21 protein-coding genes are annotated in these 21,892 nt (G+C 53.2%); 14 read left to right on the top strand and 7 right to left on the bottom strand.

The genetic code is table 11. The features are described from left to right. Window positions 1-192: 192 nt before the first annotated feature. The 6 genes from U1140_RS05260 (at window position 193) to U1140_RS05235 (ending at window position 6,706) form a co-directional block, all read left to right on the top strand. Window positions 193-1,701 carry a fumarylacetoacetate hydrolase family protein gene (locus U1140_RS05260; protein ID WP_369846486.1) on the top strand — a complete coding sequence of 503 codons (1,509 nt, stop codon included), beginning with the start codon at window positions 193-195 and terminating at the stop codon, window positions 1,699-1,701. Further along, window positions 1,698-2,393, top strand: a complete 696-nt coding sequence (locus U1140_RS05255; RefSeq protein ID WP_369846485.1) for a GntR family transcriptional regulator — start codon at window positions 1,698-1,700, stop codon at window positions 2,391-2,393. The genes U1140_RS05260 and U1140_RS05255 overlap by 4 nt, the downstream gene beginning before the upstream one ends. Before the next feature lie 12 nt (window positions 2,394-2,405). Continuing rightward, on the top strand, window positions 2,406-3,923 hold the full coding sequence (gene hpaE, locus U1140_RS05250) for a 5-carboxymethyl-2-hydroxymuconate semialdehyde dehydrogenase (RefSeq protein ID WP_369846484.1): 1,518 nt from the start codon (window positions 2,406-2,408) through the stop codon (window positions 3,921-3,923). A 90-nt stretch (window positions 3,924-4,013) separates the two neighbouring features. Continuing rightward, window positions 4,014-5,108 carry a 3,4-dihydroxyphenylacetate 2,3-dioxygenase gene (gene hpaD, locus U1140_RS05245; RefSeq protein ID WP_369846483.1) on the top strand — a complete coding sequence of 365 codons (1,095 nt, stop codon included), beginning with the start codon at window positions 4,014-4,016 and terminating at the stop codon, window positions 5,106-5,108. Between the two features lie 48 nt (window positions 5,109-5,156). Continuing rightward, window positions 5,157-5,942, top strand: a complete 786-nt coding sequence (gene hpaH, locus U1140_RS05240; RefSeq protein WP_369846482.1) for a 2-oxo-hept-4-ene-1,7-dioate hydratase — start codon at window positions 5,157-5,159, stop codon at window positions 5,940-5,942. After that, a complete protein-coding gene (locus U1140_RS05235) occupies window positions 5,927-6,706 on the top strand; it encodes an HpcH/HpaI aldolase family protein (protein WP_369846481.1) in 780 nt (259 codons plus the stop codon). Before hpaH ends, U1140_RS05235 begins: the two co-directional genes overlap by 16 nt. A gap of 13 nt (window positions 6,707-6,719) precedes the next feature. Here the strand turns inward: U1140_RS05235 and U1140_RS05230 are convergent, their stop codons facing one another. From U1140_RS05230 to U1140_RS05220, 3 genes are read right to left on the bottom strand one after another with little or no spacing between them, the layout of a single operon-like run. Next, the gene (locus U1140_RS05230; protein ID WP_369846480.1) at window positions 6,720-7,385 is read right to left on the bottom strand and encodes an MOSC domain-containing protein; all 666 of its coding nucleotides are present in this window, start codon (window positions 7,383-7,385) and stop codon (window positions 6,720-6,722) included. A 27-nt stretch (window positions 7,386-7,412) separates the two neighbouring features. After that, window positions 7,413-8,750 (bottom strand): flavin monoamine oxidase family protein, encoded by a 1,338-nt coding sequence (locus U1140_RS05225; RefSeq protein ID WP_369846479.1) that lies wholly within the window; start codon window positions 8,748-8,750, stop codon window positions 7,413-7,415. 6 nt (window positions 8,751-8,756) lie between these two features. After that, window positions 8,757-10,268 (bottom strand): APC family permease, encoded by a 1,512-nt coding sequence (locus U1140_RS05220; protein WP_369846478.1) that lies wholly within the window; start codon window positions 10,266-10,268, stop codon window positions 8,757-8,759. Between the two features lie 101 nt (window positions 10,269-10,369). Between U1140_RS05220 and U1140_RS05215 the strand changes: the two genes are divergently transcribed. Continuing rightward, on the top strand, window positions 10,370-10,960 hold the full coding sequence (locus U1140_RS05215) for a TetR/AcrR family transcriptional regulator (RefSeq protein WP_369846477.1): 591 nt from the start codon (window positions 10,370-10,372) through the stop codon (window positions 10,958-10,960). 123 nt (window positions 10,961-11,083) lie between these two features. Here U1140_RS05215 and U1140_RS05210 read toward each other — a convergent pair whose 3' ends face one another. Continuing rightward, window positions 11,084-12,472, bottom strand: a complete 1,389-nt coding sequence (locus U1140_RS05210) for an aldehyde dehydrogenase family protein (protein ID WP_369846498.1) — start codon at window positions 12,470-12,472, stop codon at window positions 11,084-11,086. A 273-nt stretch (window positions 12,473-12,745) separates the two neighbouring features. On the opposite strand from U1140_RS05210, the gene U1140_RS05205 reads away from it, so the two are divergent. Beyond that, a complete protein-coding gene (locus tag U1140_RS05205) occupies window positions 12,746-13,423 on the top strand; it encodes a P-loop NTPase family protein (RefSeq protein ID WP_369846476.1) in 678 nt (225 codons plus the stop codon). Between the two features lie 115 nt (window positions 13,424-13,538). On the opposite strand, the gene U1140_RS05200 is transcribed toward U1140_RS05205, so the two are convergent. From U1140_RS05200 to U1140_RS05190, 3 genes are all read right to left on the bottom strand, one after another. Continuing rightward, window positions 13,539-14,858 (bottom strand): MFS transporter, encoded by a 1,320-nt coding sequence (locus tag U1140_RS05200; RefSeq protein ID WP_369846475.1) that lies wholly within the window; start codon window positions 14,856-14,858, stop codon window positions 13,539-13,541. A gap of 53 nt (window positions 14,859-14,911) precedes the next feature. Continuing rightward, window positions 14,912-16,222, bottom strand: a complete 1,311-nt coding sequence (locus U1140_RS05195) for an AMP-binding protein (protein WP_369846474.1) — start codon at window positions 16,220-16,222, stop codon at window positions 14,912-14,914. A 213-nt stretch (window positions 16,223-16,435) separates the two neighbouring features. After that, window positions 16,436-17,080: a TetR/AcrR family transcriptional regulator gene (locus U1140_RS05190; RefSeq protein WP_369846473.1), complete on the bottom strand. Its 645-nt coding sequence runs from the start codon at window positions 17,078-17,080 to the stop codon at window positions 16,436-16,438. Between the two features lie 199 nt (window positions 17,081-17,279). Between U1140_RS05190 and paaI the strand changes: the two genes are divergently transcribed. From paaI to paaE, 6 genes are all read left to right on the top strand, one after another. Then, the gene (gene paaI, locus U1140_RS05185) at window positions 17,280-17,717 is read left to right on the top strand and encodes a hydroxyphenylacetyl-CoA thioesterase PaaI (protein WP_369846472.1); all 438 of its coding nucleotides are present in this window, start codon (window positions 17,280-17,282) and stop codon (window positions 17,715-17,717) included. A 205-nt stretch (window positions 17,718-17,922) separates the two neighbouring features. Beyond that, window positions 17,923-18,906: a 1,2-phenylacetyl-CoA epoxidase subunit PaaA gene (gene paaA, locus U1140_RS05180; protein WP_369846471.1), complete on the top strand. Its 984-nt coding sequence runs from the start codon at window positions 17,923-17,925 to the stop codon at window positions 18,904-18,906. Window positions 18,907-18,966: 60 nt separating this feature from the next. Then, entirely contained in the window at window positions 18,967-19,266 is a 300-nt protein-coding gene (gene paaB, locus U1140_RS05175; RefSeq protein WP_369846469.1) for a 1,2-phenylacetyl-CoA epoxidase subunit PaaB, read from the top strand. Continuing rightward, window positions 19,263-20,096, top strand: coding sequence for a 1,2-phenylacetyl-CoA epoxidase subunit PaaC (paaC, locus tag U1140_RS05170; RefSeq protein WP_369846468.1), 834 nt, complete (start codon window positions 19,263-19,265; stop codon window positions 20,094-20,096). Before paaB ends, paaC begins: the two co-directional genes overlap by 4 nt. 34 nt (window positions 20,097-20,130) lie before the next feature. Continuing rightward, on the top strand, window positions 20,131-20,670 hold the full coding sequence (gene paaD / locus U1140_RS05165; protein ID WP_369846467.1) for a 1,2-phenylacetyl-CoA epoxidase subunit PaaD: 540 nt from the start codon (window positions 20,131-20,133) through the stop codon (window positions 20,668-20,670). A gap of 2 nt (window positions 20,671-20,672) precedes the next feature. Then, window positions 20,673-21,842, top strand: coding sequence for a 1,2-phenylacetyl-CoA epoxidase subunit PaaE (gene paaE / locus U1140_RS05160; protein ID WP_369846466.1), 1,170 nt, complete (start codon window positions 20,673-20,675; stop codon window positions 21,840-21,842). The last annotated feature ends 50 nt before the right edge of the window (window positions 21,843-21,892 follow it).

The following is a 21,892-nucleotide window of genomic DNA, read 5'->3' as shown; positions in this document are numbered from 1 at the left end:
GGCGGAGTAGTGGATTAGTTGATCCTGCCTTGTTGTCCGCGTGGCCACCAATGCGTTGGTGTGTGGCGACTTATATAGAGCACCATGTTGTGAATTGAACCACTTGCAGTGATATTAGAGATGATATACGATTTGGGCAAGTGCTTGTCCGAAAGCTCTTCGAAAATGCTTCTTCACAGAAAAGGATTCTTCATGGCTATTCCCGACATCCTTCCGGAGAAACCGGGCAAAGTCATTGCCGTCCACGTCGCCTTTGAATCTCGTGCGGCTCAGCGTGGTCGCCGCCCGAAACAGCCCAGCTATTTCCTGAAAGCCACGAGTACTCTTGCGGCTTCGGGTTCGGAGGTGGAGCGCCCTGCGGGGACTGAACTGTTGGCTTTTGAAGGCGAAATTGCGCTGATTATCGGAAAGCCCGCCCGCAACGTTTCTCTTGCCGACGCTTGGAATTACGTCGGCTATGTCACCGCATCGAATGACCTCGGGTTGTATGACTACAAATCGCAGGATAAAGGGTCTAATACTCGTTCCAAATCGCGGGATGGATACACCCCGATTGGTCCGGAGCTTATGGATGCTTCCGCTATTGATCCAGCCGCGTTGCGCTTGCGCACCTGGGTGAATGGTGAAGTGGTGCAGGAAGACGGTACGACAGACAAAGATCTGATTTTCCCACTCGCACAGTTTGTCGCTGATCTTTCGCAGCACATGACGCTTGAACCAGGCGATATCATCCTGACGGGTACCCCGCGTGGGTCGAGTGTGATTGTGTCTGGCGACGTTGTGGAAGTGGAAGTTGACGTTCCAGGTGCCGACAGTCCTATGAGCAGCGGCCGTTTGCGCACGACAGTTGTTGATGGTCCTGGCTCATTTGATCCAGAGCTCGGAAGTTTGCCACAGATAGATGACAAACTCCGGGAAGATGCATTCGGCGACCGTGAATCAGCAGGGTTACCACCTGCCGGTCAAGAAGAAAGCGGCAACGCAGCAGAACCCGAACAGGCTCTGCCCGCAGAACTCGTCGACAAGCTCAAGAAAGCCCCCACCGCAGGGTTGTCTGCGCAATTGCGGAAACATGGCATCAACCAGTCCGTGATTGAGGGCGTATACCCACAGACAAAAGGCACCAAGCTGGTTGGCCGTGCGCGCACACTGCGCTTCGTGGCAGGTCGCGAAGACTTGTTTAAAAAACACGGCGGAGGCCTGAACGAACAAAAGAAGGTTTTCGATACGGTACGCGAAGGCGAAGTCATCGTCATTGAAGGCCGTCAAGAACCAGGTTCGGGCACGCTCGGCGATATTCTGGCGCTGCGAGCACAAACCCGCGGTGCTGCGGGCGTGGTCACCGACGGCGGAGTGCGCGACTATGAAGCAGTACGAGAAATCGGGTTGCCGGTCTTTACACAGGGCGCGCACCCATGTGTCCTGGGGCGCAAACACGTGCCGTGGGACAGCGATATCGCTATTTCCTGCGGTAATGCCACGGTTGTTCCTGGCGACGTCATCGTCGGTGATGATGATGGTGTGATTGTGATTCCACGAGAACTAGCCGAAGAAATCGCCGACGGCGCGCTGGCGAAAGAGCACGAAGATGAATGGGTCGCAGACCGGGTTGCTGAAGGCGCCAGTCTCGATGGTTTGTTTCCGCCGACTGGGGAAAACAAAAAGGCTTACCAGCGATTCCGTGATAGTGAGGGGGTATGACAACTTCTTTGAGAGACTCGGCGGTCCAGTCCAAATCGCAGCACGCTTATGCATGGATCAGTGAAAAGATCCGCACGCGAGAATTTGAACCAGGCCACCGTTTAGTCTTGTCTACTCTTGCCGACGAGCTCCAGGTCAGCGTCGTACCTGTCCGTGAGGCAATTCGTCAGTTGGAAGCAGAAGGCATGGTCACCTATGAGCACAATGTGGGCGCAAAAGTGACGCTGCATAACCGCAACGCCTATTTCGAAACCATGGAAATCGTCGCCACGTTGGAAGCCGCGGCCACCGCACTGTCGGCACCTCACCTTGACGCTGAAGACTTAGCTGCAGCCCGCGAACTGAATCGCCAGATGCAACAGCTCGACATTGCCACAGAACCAGAGGAATTCACGCGGCTTAACCAACAATTTCATGAGGTTTTATTCGAGAAATGCCCGAATAGCCGCCTCATGAAGCTACTGCGTGAACAGTGGGAACAATTGAATTATCACCGAGTGTCCACGTTTCGCTATGTTCCGGAGCGCGCACGGGAATCCGTCGCTGAACATGCACAACTGGTCGATCTGATCGAAGCTGGTGCAGATGCGGATTATCTCAGTCGTAAAGCACTGGAACATCGCATGGCGACAGCACGCAGTTACCGCGAAACTACAGAATCGAACAACACAGCTACGAATAGCTACCAGTAAAAGGAGTCAACAATGAGCGCAATCAACAATGATGCAGCCAAGCCAAATGACCTACCCGAGAAAATCCTGCACTACATCAATGGTGAATTCGTAGAGTCCATTGACGGCGAAGAATTCGATGTGCTGGACCCAGTGACGAACAAGATCTATATCACTGCGGCATCAGGAAAGCCGCAGGATGTAGACAAAGCAGTTGCTGCCGCGAAGGAAGCTTTCGATAATGGAACTTGGGCCAATGCACTTCCGCGAGAGCGGGCTCGTGTGCTGAACAAAATCGCCGATGTCGTCGAAACGCGTGCGGAAAAATTGGCAGCGTGGGAATCCTTCGACTCCGGCTTGCCTATCACCCAAGCTACCGGCCAAGCCAAGCGTGCCGCGGAAAACTTTCGCTTTTTCGCGAATCTCATCGTCGCGCAGGCAGATGATGCGTATAAGGTGCCGGGACGCCAGATTAACTACGTTAACCGCAAACCCATCGGTGTTGCTGGTTTGATTACCCCGTGGAACACTCCGTTCATGCTGGAATCCTGGAAACTAGCTCCAGCTATTGCGACGGGCAACTCCGTGGTGCTGAAACCTGCAGAGTTCACCCCACTTTCAGCACAGTTGTGGGCTGGAATCTTTGAGGAAGCAGGCTTGCCGAAAGGCGTATTCAACCTGGTCAACGGTTACGGTGAAGAAGGCTATGCCGGTGATCCACTGGTTAAGCACCCAGATGTACCACTGATTTCCTTTACCGGTGAATCCCGCACCGGCCAGGCAATCTTCGCCAATGCCGCACCGCACCTGAAAGGCTTGTCGATGGAACTGGGCGGTAAGTCTCCAGCCATCGTTTTCAACGATGCGGATATGGAAACCGCGATTGATGCCTGCATCTTTGGTGTCTTCTCGTTGAACGGTGAGCGTTGCACCGCAGGTTCGCGCATCCTTGTGCAGCGTGATATCTACGATGAGTTCGTCGAACGCTATGCTGCGCAGGCCAAGCGCGTCAAGGTTGGCCTGCCGTCGGATCCCAAGACGGAAGTCGGTGCGCTGGTACACCCAGAACACTACGAAAAGGTCACCTCGTACATCGAAATCGGCAAGAAAGAAGCCACCCTGGCCGCTGGCGGTGAACGTCCGGAGGAATTCCCCGAGGGTAACTTTGTGCAGCCAACTGTATTCATCGATGTGAAACCGGATGCGAAGATTTTCCAAGAAGAAATTTTCGGCCCAGTGGTCGCAATTACCCCATTCGATACCGAAGAAGAAGCCCTGGAACTGGCGAACAACACCAAGTACGGCCTGGCAGCCTACGTGTGGACTTCCGACCTGAAGCGCGCCCACAACTTCGCACAAAACGTGGAAGCTGGCATGGTCTGGCTGAATTCGAACAACGTCCGTGACCTGCGCACCCCATTCGGTGGTGTGAAGGCTTCTGGCTTGGGCCACGAAGGTGGTTATCGCTCGATTGACTTCTACACCGACCAGCAAGCAGTCCACATCAACCTGGACAAAGTCCACAATCCTGTTTTCGGAAAGCAAGACTAATCACATTTAGCTGCGCTGCCCACCCCTCATGCCGTCTTGGTGCCAGGTCAGCTCTGATCTGGCGCTAGCCCTCTGTTTTAAGGAGTCATCATGACTGATACCCAATCTCCAGAAGTTCAAGCACCAGATATCCTGCGCTGCGCCTATATGGAAATCGTGGTTACGGATTTGGAAGCATCCCGTAAGTTCTACGTCGACACGCTCGGTCTCGTCGTGACCGACGAGGATGATGATGCGATCTACCTGCGTACCTATGAGGAATTCATCCATCACAACTTGGTGCTGCGGAAAGGTGAGCCGGCTGCGGTGGCAGTGTTTGCCTACCGTGTGCGCAGCCCAGAAGATCTTGACCTGGCGGAGGAATTCTATAAAGCACGTGGCTGTGAGGTGCGACGAAACAAAGATGGATTCGTCAAAGGTATTGGTGATTCCGTGCGCGTCCAGGATCCGCTGGGCTTTCCCTATGAATTCTTTTACGAAGTAGAGCACCGCGAGCGTCTTGCCTGGAGCTACGATGCACACATCCCAGGTGCAATCGTACGCCTGGATCACTTCAATCAGATCACCCCGGATGTACCGAGCGCAGTGGGCTACATGGAAGATCTCGGGTTCCGCATCACCGAAGACATCCGGGATTCCGAAGGCACGGTCTACGCAGCCTGGATGCGCCGGAAGCCTACCGTGCACGATACCGCTATGACCGGTGGCGATGGCCCGCGTATGCACCACATCGCATTTGCGACACACGAAAAGCACAACATCATCGCTATCTGCGACAAGCTGGGTGCATTGCGTGAATCGGACCGCATTGAACGAGGCCCAGGCCGACACGGCGTTTCCAACGCGTACTACCTGTACCTGCGCGACCCAGATGGACACCGCGTCGAGATCTACACCCAGGATTACTACACCGGAGACCCAGACAACCCAGCCGTGACCTGGGATGTTCACGATAATCAACGCCGCGACTGGTGGGGTACGCCAGTCGTTCCGTCCTGGTATAGCGAGGGATCACTCGTTCTGGATTTGGATGGCAACCCGGTTCCGCTGACCTCGCGTACGGATGCCTCTGAGATGGAACAGACCATTGGTGCCGACGGTTTCTCGTACACCCGCCCGGACGACGATAAAGACAAGCTTCCAGATTGGAAGAAGGGCGAATACAAGCTGGGAAATCAGCTGTAAACCTAGGCTGGGATCCAGGGTAGGAACCAGGCTAAAAGGAGGAACGTCATGTTGAGCAAACAGCAGCAGATAGCCATTGCCGACGAACTTGCACAGGCGGAAAAAGACCACAAACCAGTGGAGCTTTTGACCAAGCGCTTTCCAGAGATGACCGTGGAGGATTCCTACGCGGTGCAGGCAGAATGGGTTCGTCGCGGGATCGCCGACGGCCGTACGCTCGTCGGCAGGAAAATCGGGTTGACCTCGAAAGTGATGCAGGAAGCAACCGGCATCACTGAACCAGATTACGGGGCGATTTTCGCAGACCAGATTTTTGAAAACGGTTCCGTGATCGACCATGACCGATTCTCCAGCGTGCGTATCGAGGTCGAGCTGGCATTTGTTCTGAAAGACGATCTACACGGCCCGTCGGCAAGCATTTTTGATGTCTTGCGCGCTACCGAATACGTCGTTCCTGCTCTGGAAATCTTGGATTCCCGGATTGAAATGCAAGGCCGGACTATCGTCGACACGATCTCGGATAATGCTGCCCTGGGCGCGATGATTTATGGGGGAAACCCCGTGGCACCGGATGCTGTGGACCTGCGGTGGGTATCCGCGTTGTTGTACCGCAACGAAGCGATCGAAGACACTGGGGTCGCGGCAGCGGTGCTGAATCACCCGGCCATGGGTGTGGCGTGGCTGGCTAATAAACTACATGCGCACGATGAGCACCTGCGCGCCGGGGATATTATTTTGGCAGGATCATTCACCAAACCAATGTGGGTACATCCAGGAGATACTGTCCACGCCGATTATGGAAAGCTAGGAACCATCACATGCCGATTCCAGTAAAACTGCCCCGCACGTTTGCCCAGCAGCTGCAACAAGAATCCGGCCCGCAGGTCGGTGCGTGGATTTCTTCGGGCTCGCCGGTCGCGGCAGAAATCGTTGCTTCCGCAGGCTTTGATTGGCTGCTTGTCGACGGCGAGCACTCGCCGTATAGTTTGGAAACCGTCACTGATCTATTGCGTGCCACTGATGCGTATGGTGCGACCCGCGTGGTGCGCGTGCCGGTGGGCGATACCGCTTTGATCAAGCAGTACCTGGATCTCGGTGCGCAGAATCTCATGGTGCCGATGGTGGATACCGCTGAGCAAGCCCGCGATGCGGTGGCCGCTATGCACTACCCGCCGCGGGGCGTGCGCGGGGTCGGTGCTGCGTTGGCACGTTCGTCGCGGTGGAATGCCGTGGAAGATTACCTGCAAAATGCATCTGACCTGGTGAGCCTGACTATCCAGCTGGAATCGGCGACTGCCGTGGACAACGCGGCAGAGATTGCCGCCGTTGATGGCGTGGATCAGTTGTTCATTGGGCCTTCTGATTTGGCTGCCTCGATGGGTGTACTGGGCCAGCAGACTCACCCAGATGTGCTGGATGCCGTCTCCCGTGCGATGAAGGCATGCCAGGATGCGGGCAAACCCGTTGGCGTGAATGCTTTTAATTTGGAGCAGGCGCAAGCTTATTTGGACGCCGGCGCGTCATTTGTCCTGGTCGGCGCTGACGTGCAGCTGCTTGCTGGTGCGGCCCGGGGCTTAGTGGATAAGTTCGTGAAATAGGCAAGCGGTTGTCTTAGCGCTGCTGCCGCGCGTCGTATTTGGCGACTTTTGCGCGCAGCTGTTCGTGATGCACTGGCGCCAGGCAGCCGATCTTGACGACGTGCCGGGCCAGTTCCATATCGCCCATTTTCGCGCGGAAGGCCATGCCCATGGTCACGTCGTGGTCTGGCTTGCCGACGAATTCCATGTTGTCACCTGCGGTGATTGTTCCGGGCGTGATGATGCGGAAGTATGCGCCGCAGTCTCCGTGGTCTGTGAAGGATTTGAGAAAACCTTGTTCGTTGATCCAGCCGGCGAACGTGGCGCAAGGGCTGCGGGGGATAGAAACTTCTAAAAATGCGTCGCCAATTTTTATTTGTTGATTGATCAGCAGTTCTGCCAGCTTGATTCCGCTGGTGGTGAGGTTTTCGCCGAAGAATCCGTCACGGAATTCACGGTGCAGTTCGGTTTCCCAGTAGTCGAGTTCTTCGCGTGCGAAGGCGTAGACGGCCTTGTCGGCGCCGCCGTGGTGTTGGTGGTCGCCGATGGAATCGCCATGGATACCCGAGCCATCGCCATAATTCGGTCCGGGTATCTCGAGCGCAATCGTGGGTTGTGGTTGCTTGTCGATGCCCGTGTACTCATGACGCCCACTCGGATCGGCACGACGGACGGCGACGTTGGTGGAAAGTACCTTCATGCCAACCCATTATGGCTGGTTTTCTGGTTAGTTTCTCAGCTCTGCAATGATTTTGCGTGCTGTCGTCATTCCGCGCTCCAAAGCGCCATCCACGCAGACTCCGCGCCAGCCGTAGGCATAGTCAGAACCTGCGAAGTAGAGCCTGGTGCCAAAGTCCTCGAATTGACCCCAACCTTGCGTGAATTGGCCTTTTCGCAGAGTTCCCCACGCTTGGCCTGCCCATTTATCGGCAACCCAATCGTGGCCGGTTGCATCTACTACCTCGAGGTCGTCGCGCCACTGATTGATGATGGCTTGCGCATCTTCGACCGAATTCAGGTCAACATTCGTGCTGTCATAGCCGAAACCAACCATGATCGTCGTATCATCGTCCATAAAATATTCTGAACGGACGATCGACATTTTGGCAGGCTTTGGGGCATAACCCAAGAAGCGGTGCTTGCCTTTTACCTTGATCCAAATCTTCGCGCCCTGTGAATTCCAGCGAGCATTCACCACCTTTTGTACCTGTTCAGGCAGTGGCGGATCGAACGAGACATTGCTCAGTGCTCCAACAGGTACGGTGCAAATAACAGCATCGGCGGTCAGCGTTTCCCCATCCGTGAGTTTGACGGCCACGCTCGTGTCCTTGTGTTCGATGCTGTCGACGGGGCTGTTGAGGCGAATCGGGCCCTGTAGATCATTGGCGATCCCCTCGTAGAGCGAGCGCATACCGTTTTTGAGTTTCCATTTCAGGGTGATATCTTCCATCACCCGGTAGCGGTTGTCAGACAATGCGCCCCACTGTTTGGCCATGAGGGCGGAACCAGTGTACGGATCTCCAATATAACCAGCGCACCAGAAGGCTTCGGTGATGTCTCGAGTTTCCTGGTCAAACCCGGCCTCGGTCAGTAACTCGATGGGGTTTTTCTGGTCGTCGGCAAGAAATTTTTCACGCAGTTCCGGCGTTCCGTCAAAGGCATCGGAGAGCACCCATAACGGATCATATGGATTCTGGAAATACTCGTCGTTGTCTGAAAAAGTCGCTTCCATTGCCGCAGAAATCTTTTCATCGAGAGCATCTTCGGTGCCCTCGACTACTTTTCCATCGGTGACCCAATAGGCATCGTTGCCATGAGGCGAGGTTTCGATTTCGGTGCGCTGACCATAGCGCATGATTTCTGTCCAAATGTGGGCTTGGAACCAGTGTACCCAGGTGGCGCCTAGTTCCAGCGGGCGACCCATGCGTTCTTCGGTCCATGCCCGGCCACCGATACGGTCTTTGGCCTCCACGATTTCGTAGTCGATTCCCGCAGTCTGCAGTTCGCGCGCAGCTACTAATCCTGCGAAACCGGCTCCGATAATGATGACTTTCTGTGCTCCCATGATTTTCTACCTTTCTAGGAGAGACTCTGAGGTTGTCGGCTTGCCACTCAAGATGTGAGAAGCTGTCGATTTTTGATTGATAAGGATCTGTCCCCGGATCAGCCCCACCGCACCTGCAGCGAGGATGATCAGGGGCATTATCCAAACGGTGATGGCGTTGTCGGAATCCATCATGATGTCGAAATTTACGAGAATGAGGATTGTTACCACGGTCATTCCGACGCCAGCAAGAACAGGCGCTAATGTTCGGACAAAAAAGCTGTACTCTTTATGTTCGCGGTTGGCCCACACGCACACCGCAACGCTGGTTACTGCGATCATGAAGGTTAAGCCGAATGCCGCAGCATTGGTGAACCAGGTAAACAGTGTCATGACTGGAAATAGTTCACCCAGCTCGGAGCTCTGGCCGACGATTGCGAAGACTGCAACAACGGCGACTGAGAGGGCCGACTGCACAAGGGAACCAGCGATCGGTGCCCCAGTCTTTCCTGTTTTCGCTAGAGCTTCTGGCAACACGGTGGAGCGGCCCAAGGAGAAGAAATAGCGTGCTGCTGCATTATGAAACGCGATTAGTGCTGCCAACAGGCTGACCACGAATAGGATATGTGCCGCATTTGCTGCAGCTGGGCTGACCTCTGCTAGCCATACAAATACGAGGTCTGGGCCGAATTCTTGCGATTGGTCAATGATCGAGCTCGGCCCGATACCAATCTGTAGGGACCAGGCAGATACCGCATAGAACACCGCGATTGCTGCAATAGCTATATACGTGGCGCGTGGGACAGTACGCTCGGGTTGTTTCGCCTCTTCCGAATAGATTGCTCCAGACTCAAAGCCCATGAATGCCGCCATACTGAATGCGAGCAGGACTCCAATGCCCGGGGTGAAGAAATCTTGTGGTTGCCAGCCATCACTCGTTATGCCCTCTGGTGCTTGTACCAGCGCATAGATCGCGGCCGCAGTAACCACAAGAAATTCTGTGAGTACTACGATCCCTAGGACTTTTGCGGAGAGATCGATGTTTCTTATGCCAAGTATTGCAACCAACACCCATGCTGCTCCTCCACACAGCCACCACGGAAGGTGTACATCAAGCGTGGCTGCGAGTGCATGAGCAGCAGAGAATCCGAATAGCCCGTATAACCCAATTTGCATGAGGTTATAGGACACGAGTGCTACGATTGCGCCCCCGATTCCTTGGCGGAGTCCGAGTCCGCGAGAAATATAGACATAGAATGCTCCGGCGTTGTGGATTTGGCTTGCCATACGGCCGTAGCCGACGGCAAAGAACGCGAGAATTACACCTAATGCAACGTATGCCAGTGGGACCCCCAGAAGCGAGGAGACTGCGTAGTTGGTAGGCGTTCCGCCCGCAAACACTGTCAACGGTGCTGATGCAGCGATGATCATAAACACAAGCGGAAGGGTAGAGAGCTGTCCCCTCGGCAGGGCTTCGCCTTTTATTTGAGACATGAAATACAATCCTTCCGTTTGTGTGAGATGCAACATGTTTTTCATGACAATACCAGTTTGTGTCTACAGCTGTAGAAATAAACTAGTGATCTTAATCACATTATATTATTCGGTGTACAACCTGGTTGGATGCTAAACACATACGCATGCCAAAAAAGGTTGACCATGGGAAACGCAGACAAGAGCTCATTGAAAGTACGTGGACGGTGATTGCACGTCGTGGACTTGCCAACACCACGATGCGAGAAATCGCGAAGCAAGCTGGGTACGCAAATGGTGCGCTTAAGCCTTATTTTCCCAACAAAGCGGATCTGCTGGAGGCGACATACAGCTATGTGTATGCCCAGACGGAAGCAAGAATTGACGAGGCCACTCAAGGCACAAAGGGTGTCGCCGCCCTTCGCTCACTATGTCTAGAGGTGTTACCAATCAGTGAGCTGTTACTCGATGAAGCCTATGTCGTGGTGGCGTTTTGGGATGCTGCATCGAGAAATAAGCAGCAGTCGCAATTAATTTCCGATTCCCTAGTACAGTGGCGCGGTCGTATTGAAAAACTGCTGTGTGAGGGGAAGCAGGTAGGTGCAGTAAGGGCTGATCTCGACATCCCTGCTTTTACTGGCGTTTTCTTGAGCTTTCTTCATGGTGCTCAGGTGACCGCCATCAATGATCCAGAAAGCTTCAGTCCAGCTCGAATGAAAGACCAATTAGAAAGCTTGCTTAAGCTGTTGAGTCCATAGCGCCGCGACTCTATGTGTGGCGACCGCGGCGACGAAAAGAGCCCCAGGCTTGGGAATATGAGCCTGGGCTCTAGGTTTACAGTTTCGGGTTACTTGTTGAGCCGGATTAGGTGCCCAGTGGGTTTAGGTGTTGATTGCTTGTGGGTACGCCAAACCCTTCAACCCCTCAGTACCAAACTCCACGCCGTAACCGGAGGATTTAATACCACCGAACGGCACCCGCGGATCCACCGCACCATGCTTATTAATCCACACCGTGCCAGCCTGCAAACGACCAGCCACCTCGCGGGCTTTCTGCGCATCCGCCGACCACACCGAAGCACCCAACCCCACATCCAAGCTGTTGGCCCACCCGATGGCCTGCTCCAACTCAGAATAACGAATCAACGGCACCGCCGGACCGAACTGCTCTTGCGCAACCAATGGGTTATCCGGATCAATATCAGCCACGATCGTTACCGGATAGAAAAACCCCGGCGCATCATAATCCGGGTCACCACCAACGAGCACGCGCCCACCACCATCTTTTGCGGCTTTGACCAAACCGTCGACAATGTCGAACTGCGCTTTATTCTGCAGCGGGCCTAGCACGTTGTTCTCATCCAGACCATTGCCCATCGGCATCCGCTTGGCCACAGCTACCAGTGCTTCTGCCACCTCATCATAGATCGCATCCGGAACGTAGATACGCTTGGCTGCAGCACAGGTTTGCCCGGTGTTGATAAACGCACCCCAGAACAAGTCTTCGGCAATCGCTTGCGGGTCGACGTCGTCAAGCACTACGGCAGCATCGTTACCGCCAAGCTCCAGGGTCAGGCGGGTGACGTTGTTGGCAGAAGCCTCAATGATTTTCTTTCCGGTTTCAGTCGAACCAGTAAACATGATCTTGTCGACGTCCGGGTGCGTGGTCAGTGCTGCACCAACCCCACCATCACCGGTAACGATGTGCAGAACGTCCTGCGGCAACACAGTATTGGCAATAGCGACCAGCGCACTGACCGATAGCGGGGTATAACCGGATGGTTTGACGACGACGGTGTTTCCCATGCGTAGTGCTGGGGCGATTTGCCAGATGGTGATCATCATCGGCCAGTTCCATGGACCAATCGCGCCGACAACACCCAGCGGCCGGTAGTGCACGGTAGCGGTGATGTCATCATCAACGGCGGTGTAATCCGGTGATTCAAATGAGGCGGTTGCGCGCAACCACGCGGCACATGCGCCTACCTCGAAGCGGGCGTTGGGTCCGTTGAGTGGCTTGCCTTGTTCTTGTGAGAGCAGTGTGGCCAGTGGTTCGGCGGCTTGCTCGATGGCATCAGCGAATTTGTTCAGCAGCTCGCAGCGAGCGTGATCGCCTTTCGCTTCCCAGTTTGGTTGCGCGGCGCGGGCGGCAGCAACGGCATCGTTGAGGTGGTTTTCGTCGTGGACCTGGTAGGTGCCGACGAGTTCGCCGGTGGCGGGGTTGTGGATCTTGGTGCCACCGCCGCCATCATTGGTGGTGATGGTGTCCATAATGGCGTCGTAGGTGCTGAGGGTGTGGGTTTCGGACACGGGGAACTCCTTAGTTTCCGGAAAAGAAGCACGACTTATGTGAGGTCAATCATATCTGATTATGTTCATTATCACCAGAGCGCAACGGTTTCGATTACCTTTGTTATCAACAAGGTGAATGGTGCGTAAGCAGGGCGTGCAGAAATGGCAACGACCTGCCTAAGACTTGAGCCTTCAAGTTTAATTTGATGGAATTGGTATTCCTTGAATGACAAACCAGAAAAGGAGAGAAAGATGACGCAGCGTCGCCCTCATGCGCCGAGGCATGACGCTGACCAGCTAACGAGCCGACAACGTGAATTAGAAAATATAGAACGCACGCTCGTCTTCATGTCCGATGATCCGGGGTTAGAGGGCCGCATTAAAGTTTTCGTAGGGGCTCGAGACGCCGATAAGACTATGTTTCTTCGAGGCGTGCAAAAATTGGCGGAGAAACGGAACTTCTCAACAATCTGGGTATCTGCTGTTCATGGGGCATTTTTAGATTCCTTATTGCGGGAGTGCGGACGTATTAGTGGCACTTGGACAGAATCGGCGCGTCAGACATTCTCGGAATTGCTGGAACGAACTTCTAAAAGTTTCTGTGATCGCGACGTGGAAGCTGCCGGTATCGCCGAATCCCCGGCGCCTCGTTTTCGAGCTAGTCTGTCTCGACAGTTACAAGAAGTGATTTCGTTCGTTGGCGAACAAGAGCGAGTAGTTAATAGCGGAGCTATTCTGTTAATTGATGACGTGCAGGATGCCGATGCAGAAACTCTACGTGCCTTAAGCTATGCCTGGCAACAGATGCAGTCGGAGTCGCCTGATTTACCGTTGATGACAATATGCGCGGGATCCGCCAATGCGCAGGACATCATTACTGATGCTGTGAGTATTGGCGAACGCTTTGAATATACCTACTTGGGAAATTAATCGAATTTTGTCGTGCTTGCGAAAAAGAAAAGCTGCACTAGAGCTTCCTTCTAGTGCAGCGTGAAAGTTTGTGCCATTTAGCTATTCACCGGAGTGCTTGAATAGCTGGGCAGCATTAGTGTGCGTGGAGATCGCGATCCTGGATGCCGTTTGGCACTGTGCGAACGGCGATCAAGGAGATTACACAAACCACCGCGATATAGACGCCGATAGAAATCGAGGTTCCGGTAGCGTTAAAGACCATTTCCGAAATCATTGGAGCGAATGCGCCACCGATGATTGATCCGAGTGCGTAGCCGATGGATACGCCTGAAAGACGAACGCTGACGGGGAACATTTCTGCATACATCGCGGATTGTGGAGCATACGATGGCCCGAGCAGAAGACCCATGACAATAATCGCGAAGGCGTAGAGGAATAGCGATCCTGTGTCGATAAGCATGAACGTAGGAACTGCCCATAAAGCCAGCAGGATATAACCGATGGTGAAAAGCTTTTTCCGGCCCACCTGGTCAGACAGGCCACCTGAGATGTACATGCCGACGAGCCATGCGATAGCACCAAGCAATGCAACGAATAATGCGGAGGTGCGGCTGTGTCCAATAACTCCAGTTGCATACGAGGTGAAATAAGCGATGATCAAGTAACCAGCGGCATTGTTACCGGCGAAAATTAATGCCGCTTTGATGACGGTTGGCGTGTGATTCTTGAAAAGTACGCGGACAGGGGCTGAGGAACGTTGCTTCAGCTTTTGCATTTCAGCGAATACCGGGGACTCCGCAACCAATGCGCGAATCCAAAATGCAATTACGATAAGGACGATCGAAGAAATGAATGGGATACGCCAACCCCATTCAAAAAACTGTTCTTGGCTGAGGATAGACGAAAGGATTAACATAAAGATCGTCGCCAAGAGCATTCCTGCAGGTACACCGAATTGCGGGAACGATCCAAAATATCCGCGTCGGCCTTGAGGTGCGTGTTCAACAGCGAGCATTGCTGCGCCTCCCCATTCACCGCCAGCGGATAATCCTTGGAGGATGCGCAGCAGAACCAGGATGATTGGGGCAGCCATTCCTATTGAGCTGTATGTCGGTAGGAAGCCAATGGCAACAGTTGCTCCTCCCATTCCTGCGAGAGTAAGAACCAAGACAATCTTTCTGCCGAATCGATCGCCAAGGTACCCAGCCAAAACCGCGCCTAATGGACGAAAGAGGAATGAGATTCCGAGTGAGGCCCAGGAAATAATCTGAGCCAAAGATGGGTTGTTGTTACCGACTGGATCGAAGTACAAGGTGGCAAAAACCAGTCCTGCCGCTTGTGCGTAGATAAAGAAGTCGAACCATTCGATAGTGGTACCAGCTACGGAACCGGCGAGCACTTTCTTATGCTCTTTCGTGAGCTTCTTTGATGAAGCTGGGGCTTGTGTTGTCATGATGGTGCCTCATGGGGTTCGGGCGCTAGGCGCGGTAAAACTGGATTTTTGACTTAGCGATTGTCGACGATGCGTTTAGCTTTTCCTTCGCCGCAGTCAACGTGATCACGAATGTCGATCTTGACGGAAACACCGATGCGGTCCTTGATCTTTTTGCCAAGCCGGTCTCGTGCTGTGGTGATCTCGGATTCAGAAACGTTGGGCGCATGCTCGATGAGCAGGGTGAGTGCATCCATTCGGCCCTGCTTTTCGAGTACGCATTGATAGCGAGGACGCAGTGTTTTATCTTCGACGATGAGTTCTTCGAATTGTGAAGGGAAGCAGTTCACGCCGCGTAAAATGATCATATCGTCGTTCCGTGCGGAAATTCGGTCGATCCTGCGCATTGAGCGTGCAGTACCAGGCAGAAGCCGGGTTAGGTCGCGAGTCCGGTAGCGAATAATAGGGAATGCTTCTTTGGTGAGCGGGGTGATCACGAGTTCTCCCACTTCACCGTCAGGTACTGGCTGTAAAGTTTTTGGATCGACAATTTCTGGGTAGAAATGATCTTCCCATACGGTTAAACCGTCCTTGGTTTCTACACATTCTTGTGCGACGCCTGGACCCATCACTTCGGATAATCCGTAGATATCTGTGGCGTCGATGCCAAAACCTTCTTCCAGGTCACGACGCATTCCTTCGCTCCAGGGCTCTGCACCGCAGATCGCAACCCGCAGGCTGGATTCGCGCGGGTCCAAGCCTTTTGCGCGCATCTGGTCGAGAACGTTGAGGAGGTATGACGGCGTGCCTAAGATGGCGTCCGGTTGAAAATCTTGCATAATTTGGATTTGGCGGTCGGTCTGACCACCAGAAGTGGGGATAGCCGTGCATCCCAGCTCTTCTACGCCGTAATGAGCTCCTAAACCACCGGTAAAAAGACCGTAGCCAAAAGTGATCTGCACTTTATCTCGTGCGGAGATCCCGCCGGCTCGGAGAGAACGCGCCACCAATGAGGCCCATACACGGATGTCATTTTCGGTGTAGCCAACCACGGTGGGGCGGCCGGTGGTGCCGGAAGACGCGTGGATACGCGCGATATTTCTTTGCTCTACAGCGAACATGCCGAAGGGATAGTTACTGCGCAGTGTTTCCTTTTCGGTGAAAGGGAATGCGGCGAGATCTGATAGTTCTTTAAAATCATCCGGGTGAACACCTTGCTCGTTGAAAGCTTGGCGATAATGAGGCACGTTGTAGTAAGCATGGCGCAAGGTATTTTTTGCGCGCGCAGTTTGTAGCGCGATGATTTCGTCACGCGAGGCATATTCGATGCCCATCTGCGGACCGTGATGATCTGAATAGATGTCACTTGGTGTAGCAACTGTCATGAGATTTCCTTCACGCTGGGGAATAGTGCGATGTGCTCCATACGCCGAGTGAACAGCGGGAGCAAGCCGCCAACTGCATTAACTGACCTATCAATCAGTAAATTGGCCTGTGAGTCAGCTTACACATTTTGTTTGTGATTACAAACACTGTCCGGAAAAAATTTGCTTAGTGAAGGAAAATTGCTGGCAGTGCCCGTCGCGCGAGACGGAGACTTATGTCTGTGGGTGGGGGTTGCTGGTGGAAATTCCTGAAAAGACCACCGACTCAATGGTCTTCGCTAATTCATTTGCCGAGAGGGATCCGTTCGGGGCATACCATTCGGTTATCGAGTTGATCATGCCGAAGATCAGGCGTCCTACTGTTGCGGGTTCTAAAGACGGTGCGACGTCTCCGTTGTCCTGCGCTTCGCGGAGCATTGTCACTAATGTCTGGGTATAATTTCTGCGGCGTTGCAGGGCCTGATTTTCTACCGGCGAATTACCGCGTAGCCGGAGTAAGAGAGTTACTTCCTCGGGGTTGGCGCACAGTACCTCTGTGGAATGTCGGATGATTTGTCGTAAATTTTCGACGGGGTTGGCGCTTTCTGTGCCTGCTTGAAATGCGCCGTCTAATCCGTTCAGTGCGACATCGATTGCGTATTCCAAGATCTCTTCCTTGGAATTCACGTGATGATAAATCGCTGACTTGGTTAGGCCTAACGCTTTAGCGAGCTTGCCCATGCTGGTTGCTTCGTAGCCGTGCTGATTAAATTCCCGAACTCCAGCTTTGAGGATGTCGTCTTTGGAATTTCCGGGGCGGCCGCGAGTTGGTTGGGAGTTCCGTGAAGATGGGGTGGCGGCGGTTGAATGATTGGTCATCGGGGCTACTCCGGAAGCAATGTATTGTATGTAATCCAATCATTTAGGTTAGACCACGAGGCGATTCTGTGCAGGATTGGGTTTTCTGTCATGAGGCCTGGCAGCGGGGTGCTGTAGTGAAATAGTGATGCAGATCGCAAATTGTGGTAGGTTCCATTCCATAAAAAATTTAGCTAGCAAAAAGAATGGACTGGACCTCATGACATCTGGAATTATCGTGCAGGGAGTTGCAGAAACTGAAGAATTTCGCAATGTGAGGGAAATGTTTGCGAAAGACGCATGCAGCGCGATGATGGGAATGAAGCTGACGGGGATTACGGCTGAAACAGCTGCGGGCGAGATGCTGATTCGACCGGACATGTGTAATGGATTTGGATCCGCGCAGGGTGGGATGCTTTTTACTTTTGCGGATTCCATTTTTGCGGCCATGGCAAACGCGGCAGGAAGAACCGCAGTGGCTGCTTTTTGCTCGATCCATTATGCGCGGCCTGCATTTCAAGGTGAGATCGTTACGGCGACGGCGAAGCTGCAGGAAGCGTATGGCAAAAATGGAATCGTTGATGTGACGGTGAAAAACCCTGCAGGCAAAACAGTGGCGGAGTTCCGGGGAACTTTCCGGCAGATCGATTCCCGATAGCTCGCGCAATGTTGAGCTACGATAACGGCACTCTTTAGGGGCGCCACAGGCCGTGGAATAGCAGCTGTCTGTTTAATTTTGATCCAGGAATAGCTGGTCAAGAGTTTGTTTTCAAAGTAGAAGCAAAACACTTGACGTAGATCACACCTATCGCATATACTGACCGAACGATCAGTTAATATCCCATCGGTTTAGGAGCGAAACCATGACTGCAACTGACATCAACACGGCTACCTCATCCACGTTGGATCAACAGGGGCAAGAGCGTTTCGAGCAGATCATCGCTGACGATTCACGCATTGAGCCAACGGACTGGATGCCGGAGAAATATCGCAAGACCTTGGTGCGGCAAATGTCGCAGCATGCACACTCAGAAATCATCGGTATGCAGCCGGAGGCCAACTGGATTACCCGCGCGCCGTCGTTGAAGCGCAAAGCAATTCTGATGGCGAAAGTACAGGACGAAGCAGGTCATGGGCTGTATTTGTATTCGGCAGCCGAAACCCTTGGAACTTCCAGGGACGAAATGGTCGAGGCACTACTCGACGGCAGTGCAAAGTACTCTTCAATCTTCAATTATCCAGCACGCACCTGGGCAGATATTGGAGCAATTGGTTGGCTTGTCGACGGTGCAGCGATTTGCAATCAAGTTCCGCTTTGCCGTGCATCGTATGCACCGTATGGGCGTGCGATGGTGCGAATCTGTAAAGAAGAATCCTTCCATCAACGCCAAGGCTGGGAAATTTTGTATGAGCTGTCGCACGGCACTCCAGAGCAAAAGCAGATGGCGCAAGAAGCAATTAACCGGTTCTACGGGCCTGCGTTGCAGATGTTTGGTCCTACCGACGATAACTCACCAAATTCGCAACAGTCCATGGCATGGAAGATCAAGCGGCACTCGAATGATGAATTGCGCCAGCGCTTCGTCGACATGATTGTGCCCCAAGCTGAAGCACTGGGGCTGCACTTTGAAGATCCAGACCTGAAATGGAATGAAGAGCGTGGTCATTACGACTTCGGAGAGTTGGACTGGGACGAATTCTTCACGACGATCAAAGGTTCTGGTCCGTGCAACACGCAGCGCATGCAACGTCGTAGGCAAGCTCACCGTGACGGAGCATGGGTCCGAGAAGCAGCCGCTGCTTATGCCGAAAAATATCAGCACGTCGATATGGCTTTGAGCGCGTAATCGGACGTAGCGATGAGCTACTAACGTCATCGCATGAATTCTAAGGAGAACGCAAAACTCATGACTGAAAATAATACGAAGAACCAATGGCCGCTGTGGGAAGTTTTTGTTCGTTCCGGCCGTGGACTATCCCATGTGCATGCCGGGTCTTTACATGCCCCCGATGCCACGATGGCCCTGCGTAATGGACGTGACCTGTATACGCGACGGAATGAAGGGACCTCTGTCTGGGTGGTGCCCGCAGAAGCAATTACCTCTTCTGACCCAGATTCCAAAGGTGGATTTTTCGAATCAGCCTCTGGCAAGAACTACCGCCATGCAACGTACTACGAAAAATCTGAAGGAGTGGCCCACCTATGAGTTTCGCTAATACTGAATCCGCTACGAAGCAAAATCAAGGCGAAGGGATTACGGCCGAGTTCATTCAGCAATCCGATGCGCGTGCCGACGAGACCACCGCTCGATATGCACTCATGCTTGGCGACGATGCGCTGATGCTCGGACAACGGCTTGGGTGGTGGATTTCTCGTGCGCCTGAAATGGAAGAAGATGTCGCTTTGGCAAACATCGCGTTGGATTTGATCGGGCATGCGCGTTTTTTTCTGAGCTATGCCGGTACTGCCTGGGATAAAACCGAAGATGACCTCGCATATTTTCGTAGTGAAGAACAATTCCGTTCGGCCCGGCTCGTAGAACAGGAAAATGGGGACTTTGGGCAAACTATTGCGCGACAATTCTTGTTTAGCTATTACCAATTGGGCTTGTATGCGCGTTTAGTTAATAGCAGTGACAAGACTATTGCTGCTATCGCTGCGAAAGCTTTGAAGGAAGCGCAATATCACGTGGATCATGCGAATCAGTGGATTCTTCGGCTTGGTCTTGGCACAGAAGAATCTAAGCAGCGCATTGAAGACGGTCTTTATTATATGTGGCCGTACGTTGATGAGCTGTTTGAAAATCTTCCAATTCACGAAGAGCTCTCGCCATCAGGGGTTGCAGTTTTGCCCTCCAGTTTGCGAGAAGAATGGGATGAGCGCGTGCAGTATGTGCTGCGTGAAGCTGGTCTGGAAGTTCCGACTTCGAAACCAGCGATGAGCGGGCAGCGGACTGGTCGTTTTTCTGAGCAACGCGGTTATATCTTGGCCGAAATGCAATCACTTGCCCGGCAACATCCGGGTGCAACTTGGTAAATAGTACTGCGGTGCGGGCAAGGAGTTGAAGTCTATGTCTAGAAAGAAAACTGCACATCCACTACGGCCGCAGGATCAGGCGGACGCGAAAATATGGGACGCAGCAGCGCAAGTGACTGACCCGGAGATTCCCGTCATTTCCATTGCTGATCTGGGAATTCTGCGAGACGCGCAATTGTCCAACGGTACAGCTGTCGCCACAATCACTCCCACGTATTCCGGCTGTCCGGCAATGGAAACAATTACAGATGATGTCGTAGCCGCGTTGCATAATGCAGGGTATGACCAGGCAGAGGTCAACGTCGTGCTGCAACCAGCCTGGACCACCGATTGGATCACTGAGCAGGGTCGCAAAGACTTACGTGACTACGGGATCGCTCCTCCTACCGGTAAATCAGCCACGGTAAACAGTGGTCCAATTCTTCTGCAAATTGGTATGCCCTCTCCGGTGGCGTGTCCACATTGTGGCTCTACCAAGACACAAAAAATCAGCCATTTTGGTTCAACATCCTGCAAAGCGCTGTATAACTGCCAAGCATGTTTTGAGCCATTCGATTATTTCAAGGTGCACTAGCAATGAGTTCCACGCCAACAAACAAGTCAAGCAAAAAGAAAAAGGCCACGTTCAATACGTTGCAGGTATCCCAGGTGCGGCCGCTGACCGACGATTCGGTTGAGGTAAGTTTTGCCGTCCCCGAAGATTTACGCGATGACTACGATTATGTGCCCGGCCAATATGTGGCACTGCGTGCGACGATTGATGGAAAAGAAGTGCGCCGCTCGTATTCCATCTGTGATTCGCCAGGCGGCGGAGTAATCAGGGTCGGAATTAAGCGTGATTTCGGCGGCGTGTTTTCGACGTGGGCAAATACCGAGCTACAAGTCGGTGACGAGATTGATGTAATGAACCCACAGGGGGCTTTTACATCGCAAGTGCACGTCACCGGCCTGAATAATCCGCAACAAATTAGCGACGAAATTGAACAGATCACGAGCCCCCATCTCGTGGCAGTGGCTGCGGGATCAGGAATCACTCCCATCATGGCTATTGCCCAGTCGGTACTGCAGCAATCAAGCGACGCTACCTTTGAGTTGATTTACGGTAATAAAGGCGGTGACAGCGTCATGTTCGCTGAAGAAATCGGCGACCTGAAAGATAAGTACCCCACTCGTTTCTCAGTTCACCACATCCTGTCGCGCCAGCAACGACCGAACCCCATGTTTTCCGGGCGCATTGATGAGGAAAAGCTAAACGATCTCCTCGATCACGTCGTCCAGACAGAAGATGTGTCCGAATGGTTCCTGTGTGGCCCGTATGAGCTGGTGCAATTGGTGCGCTGTGAACTCGAAGAGCGTGAGGTGGCAGATAAAGCTATTCGCTACGAGCTTTTCAGCACCGGTAAGCCTACAGATGGTCCGCGGCCTGATGCTGGAGCTTCTGTGAAAGAAGACCCAGAAGGAAACAACATCACGGTGAAATTCACTCTTGATGGATCTTCGGATTCTGTACAGTCACCTGAATCGGCAAAAGAAACCGTCCTTAATGCGGCGTTGCGGCAGCGCTCCGATGTGCCATTTGCATGCGCGGGAGGCGTTTGCGGCACCTGTCGAGCGAAGGTTCTTGAGGGTGAATACGAGATGGAAGAAAATTTTGCTTTGGAAAAAGATGAAGTTGAGCAGGGCTATGTCCTTACTTGCCAAACCCGGCCCACCGGAAATTCCATCACTGTTGACTACGACGCATAACTAGCCACCTCAAATACAGAAACGCCTAGATAGCGAACTGCCCATTTACA

It is taken from the genome of Corynebacterium drakensteinense (assembly GCF_041224285.1).
Classification (GTDB): Bacteria; Actinomycetota; Actinomycetes; order Mycobacteriales; family Mycobacteriaceae; genus Corynebacterium.
The sequence above is the reverse complement of the archived record's forward strand: the minus strand, read 5'-3'. Positions and strand labels throughout refer to the sequence as shown.

What these genes read in the sequence shown, in the direction of transcription:
- U1140_RS05260 (WP_369846486.1), top strand. Translation starts at nt 193, where the DNA reads ATGGCTATTCCCGACATCCTTCCGGAGAAACCGGGCAAAGTCATTGCC.
- U1140_RS05255 (WP_369846485.1), top strand. Translation starts at nt 1,698, where the DNA reads ATGACAACTTCTTTGAGAGACTCGGCGGTCCAGTCCAAATCGCAGCAC.
- hpaE (WP_369846484.1), top strand. Translation starts at nt 2,406, where the DNA reads ATGAGCGCAATCAACAATGATGCAGCCAAGCCAAATGACCTACCCGAG.
- hpaD (WP_369846483.1), top strand. Translation starts at nt 4,014, where the DNA reads ATGACTGATACCCAATCTCCAGAAGTTCAAGCACCAGATATCCTGCGC.
- hpaH (WP_369846482.1), top strand. Translation starts at nt 5,157, where the DNA reads ATGTTGAGCAAACAGCAGCAGATAGCCATTGCCGACGAACTTGCACAG.
- U1140_RS05235 (WP_369846481.1), top strand. Translation starts at nt 5,927, where the DNA reads ATGCCGATTCCAGTAAAACTGCCCCGCACGTTTGCCCAGCAGCTGCAA.
- U1140_RS05230 (WP_369846480.1), bottom strand. Translation starts at nt 7,385, where the DNA reads ATGAAGGTACTTTCCACCAACGTCGCCGTCCGTCGTGCCGATCCGAGT.
- U1140_RS05225 (WP_369846479.1), bottom strand. Translation starts at nt 8,750, where the DNA reads ATGGGAGCACAGAAAGTCATCATTATCGGAGCCGGTTTCGCAGGATTA.
- U1140_RS05220 (WP_369846478.1), bottom strand. Translation starts at nt 10,268, where the DNA reads ATGAAAAACATGTTGCATCTCACACAAACGGAAGGATTGTATTTCATG.
- U1140_RS05215 (WP_369846477.1), top strand. Translation starts at nt 10,370, where the DNA reads ATGCCAAAAAAGGTTGACCATGGGAAACGCAGACAAGAGCTCATTGAA.
- U1140_RS05210 (WP_369846498.1), bottom strand. Translation starts at nt 12,472, where the DNA reads ATGGACACCATCACCACCAATGATGGCGGCGGTGGCACCAAGATCCAC.
- U1140_RS05205 (WP_369846476.1), top strand. Translation starts at nt 12,746, where the DNA reads ATGACGCAGCGTCGCCCTCATGCGCCGAGGCATGACGCTGACCAGCTA.
- U1140_RS05200 (WP_369846475.1), bottom strand. Translation starts at nt 14,858, where the DNA reads ATGACAACACAAGCCCCAGCTTCATCAAAGAAGCTCACGAAAGAGCAT.
- U1140_RS05195 (WP_369846474.1), bottom strand. Translation starts at nt 16,222, where the DNA reads ATGACAGTTGCTACACCAAGTGACATCTATTCAGATCATCACGGTCCG.
- U1140_RS05190 (WP_369846473.1), bottom strand. Translation starts at nt 17,080, where the DNA reads ATGACCAATCATTCAACCGCCGCCACCCCATCTTCACGGAACTCCCAA.
- paaI (WP_369846472.1), top strand. Translation starts at nt 17,280, where the DNA reads ATGACATCTGGAATTATCGTGCAGGGAGTTGCAGAAACTGAAGAATTT.
- paaA (WP_369846471.1), top strand. Translation starts at nt 17,923, where the DNA reads ATGACTGCAACTGACATCAACACGGCTACCTCATCCACGTTGGATCAA.
- paaB (WP_369846469.1), top strand. Translation starts at nt 18,967, where the DNA reads ATGACTGAAAATAATACGAAGAACCAATGGCCGCTGTGGGAAGTTTTT.
- paaC (WP_369846468.1), top strand. Translation starts at nt 19,263, where the DNA reads ATGAGTTTCGCTAATACTGAATCCGCTACGAAGCAAAATCAAGGCGAA.
- paaD (WP_369846467.1), top strand. Translation starts at nt 20,131, where the DNA reads ATGTCTAGAAAGAAAACTGCACATCCACTACGGCCGCAGGATCAGGCG.
- paaE (WP_369846466.1), top strand. Translation starts at nt 20,673, where the DNA reads ATGAGTTCCACGCCAACAAACAAGTCAAGCAAAAAGAAAAAGGCCACG.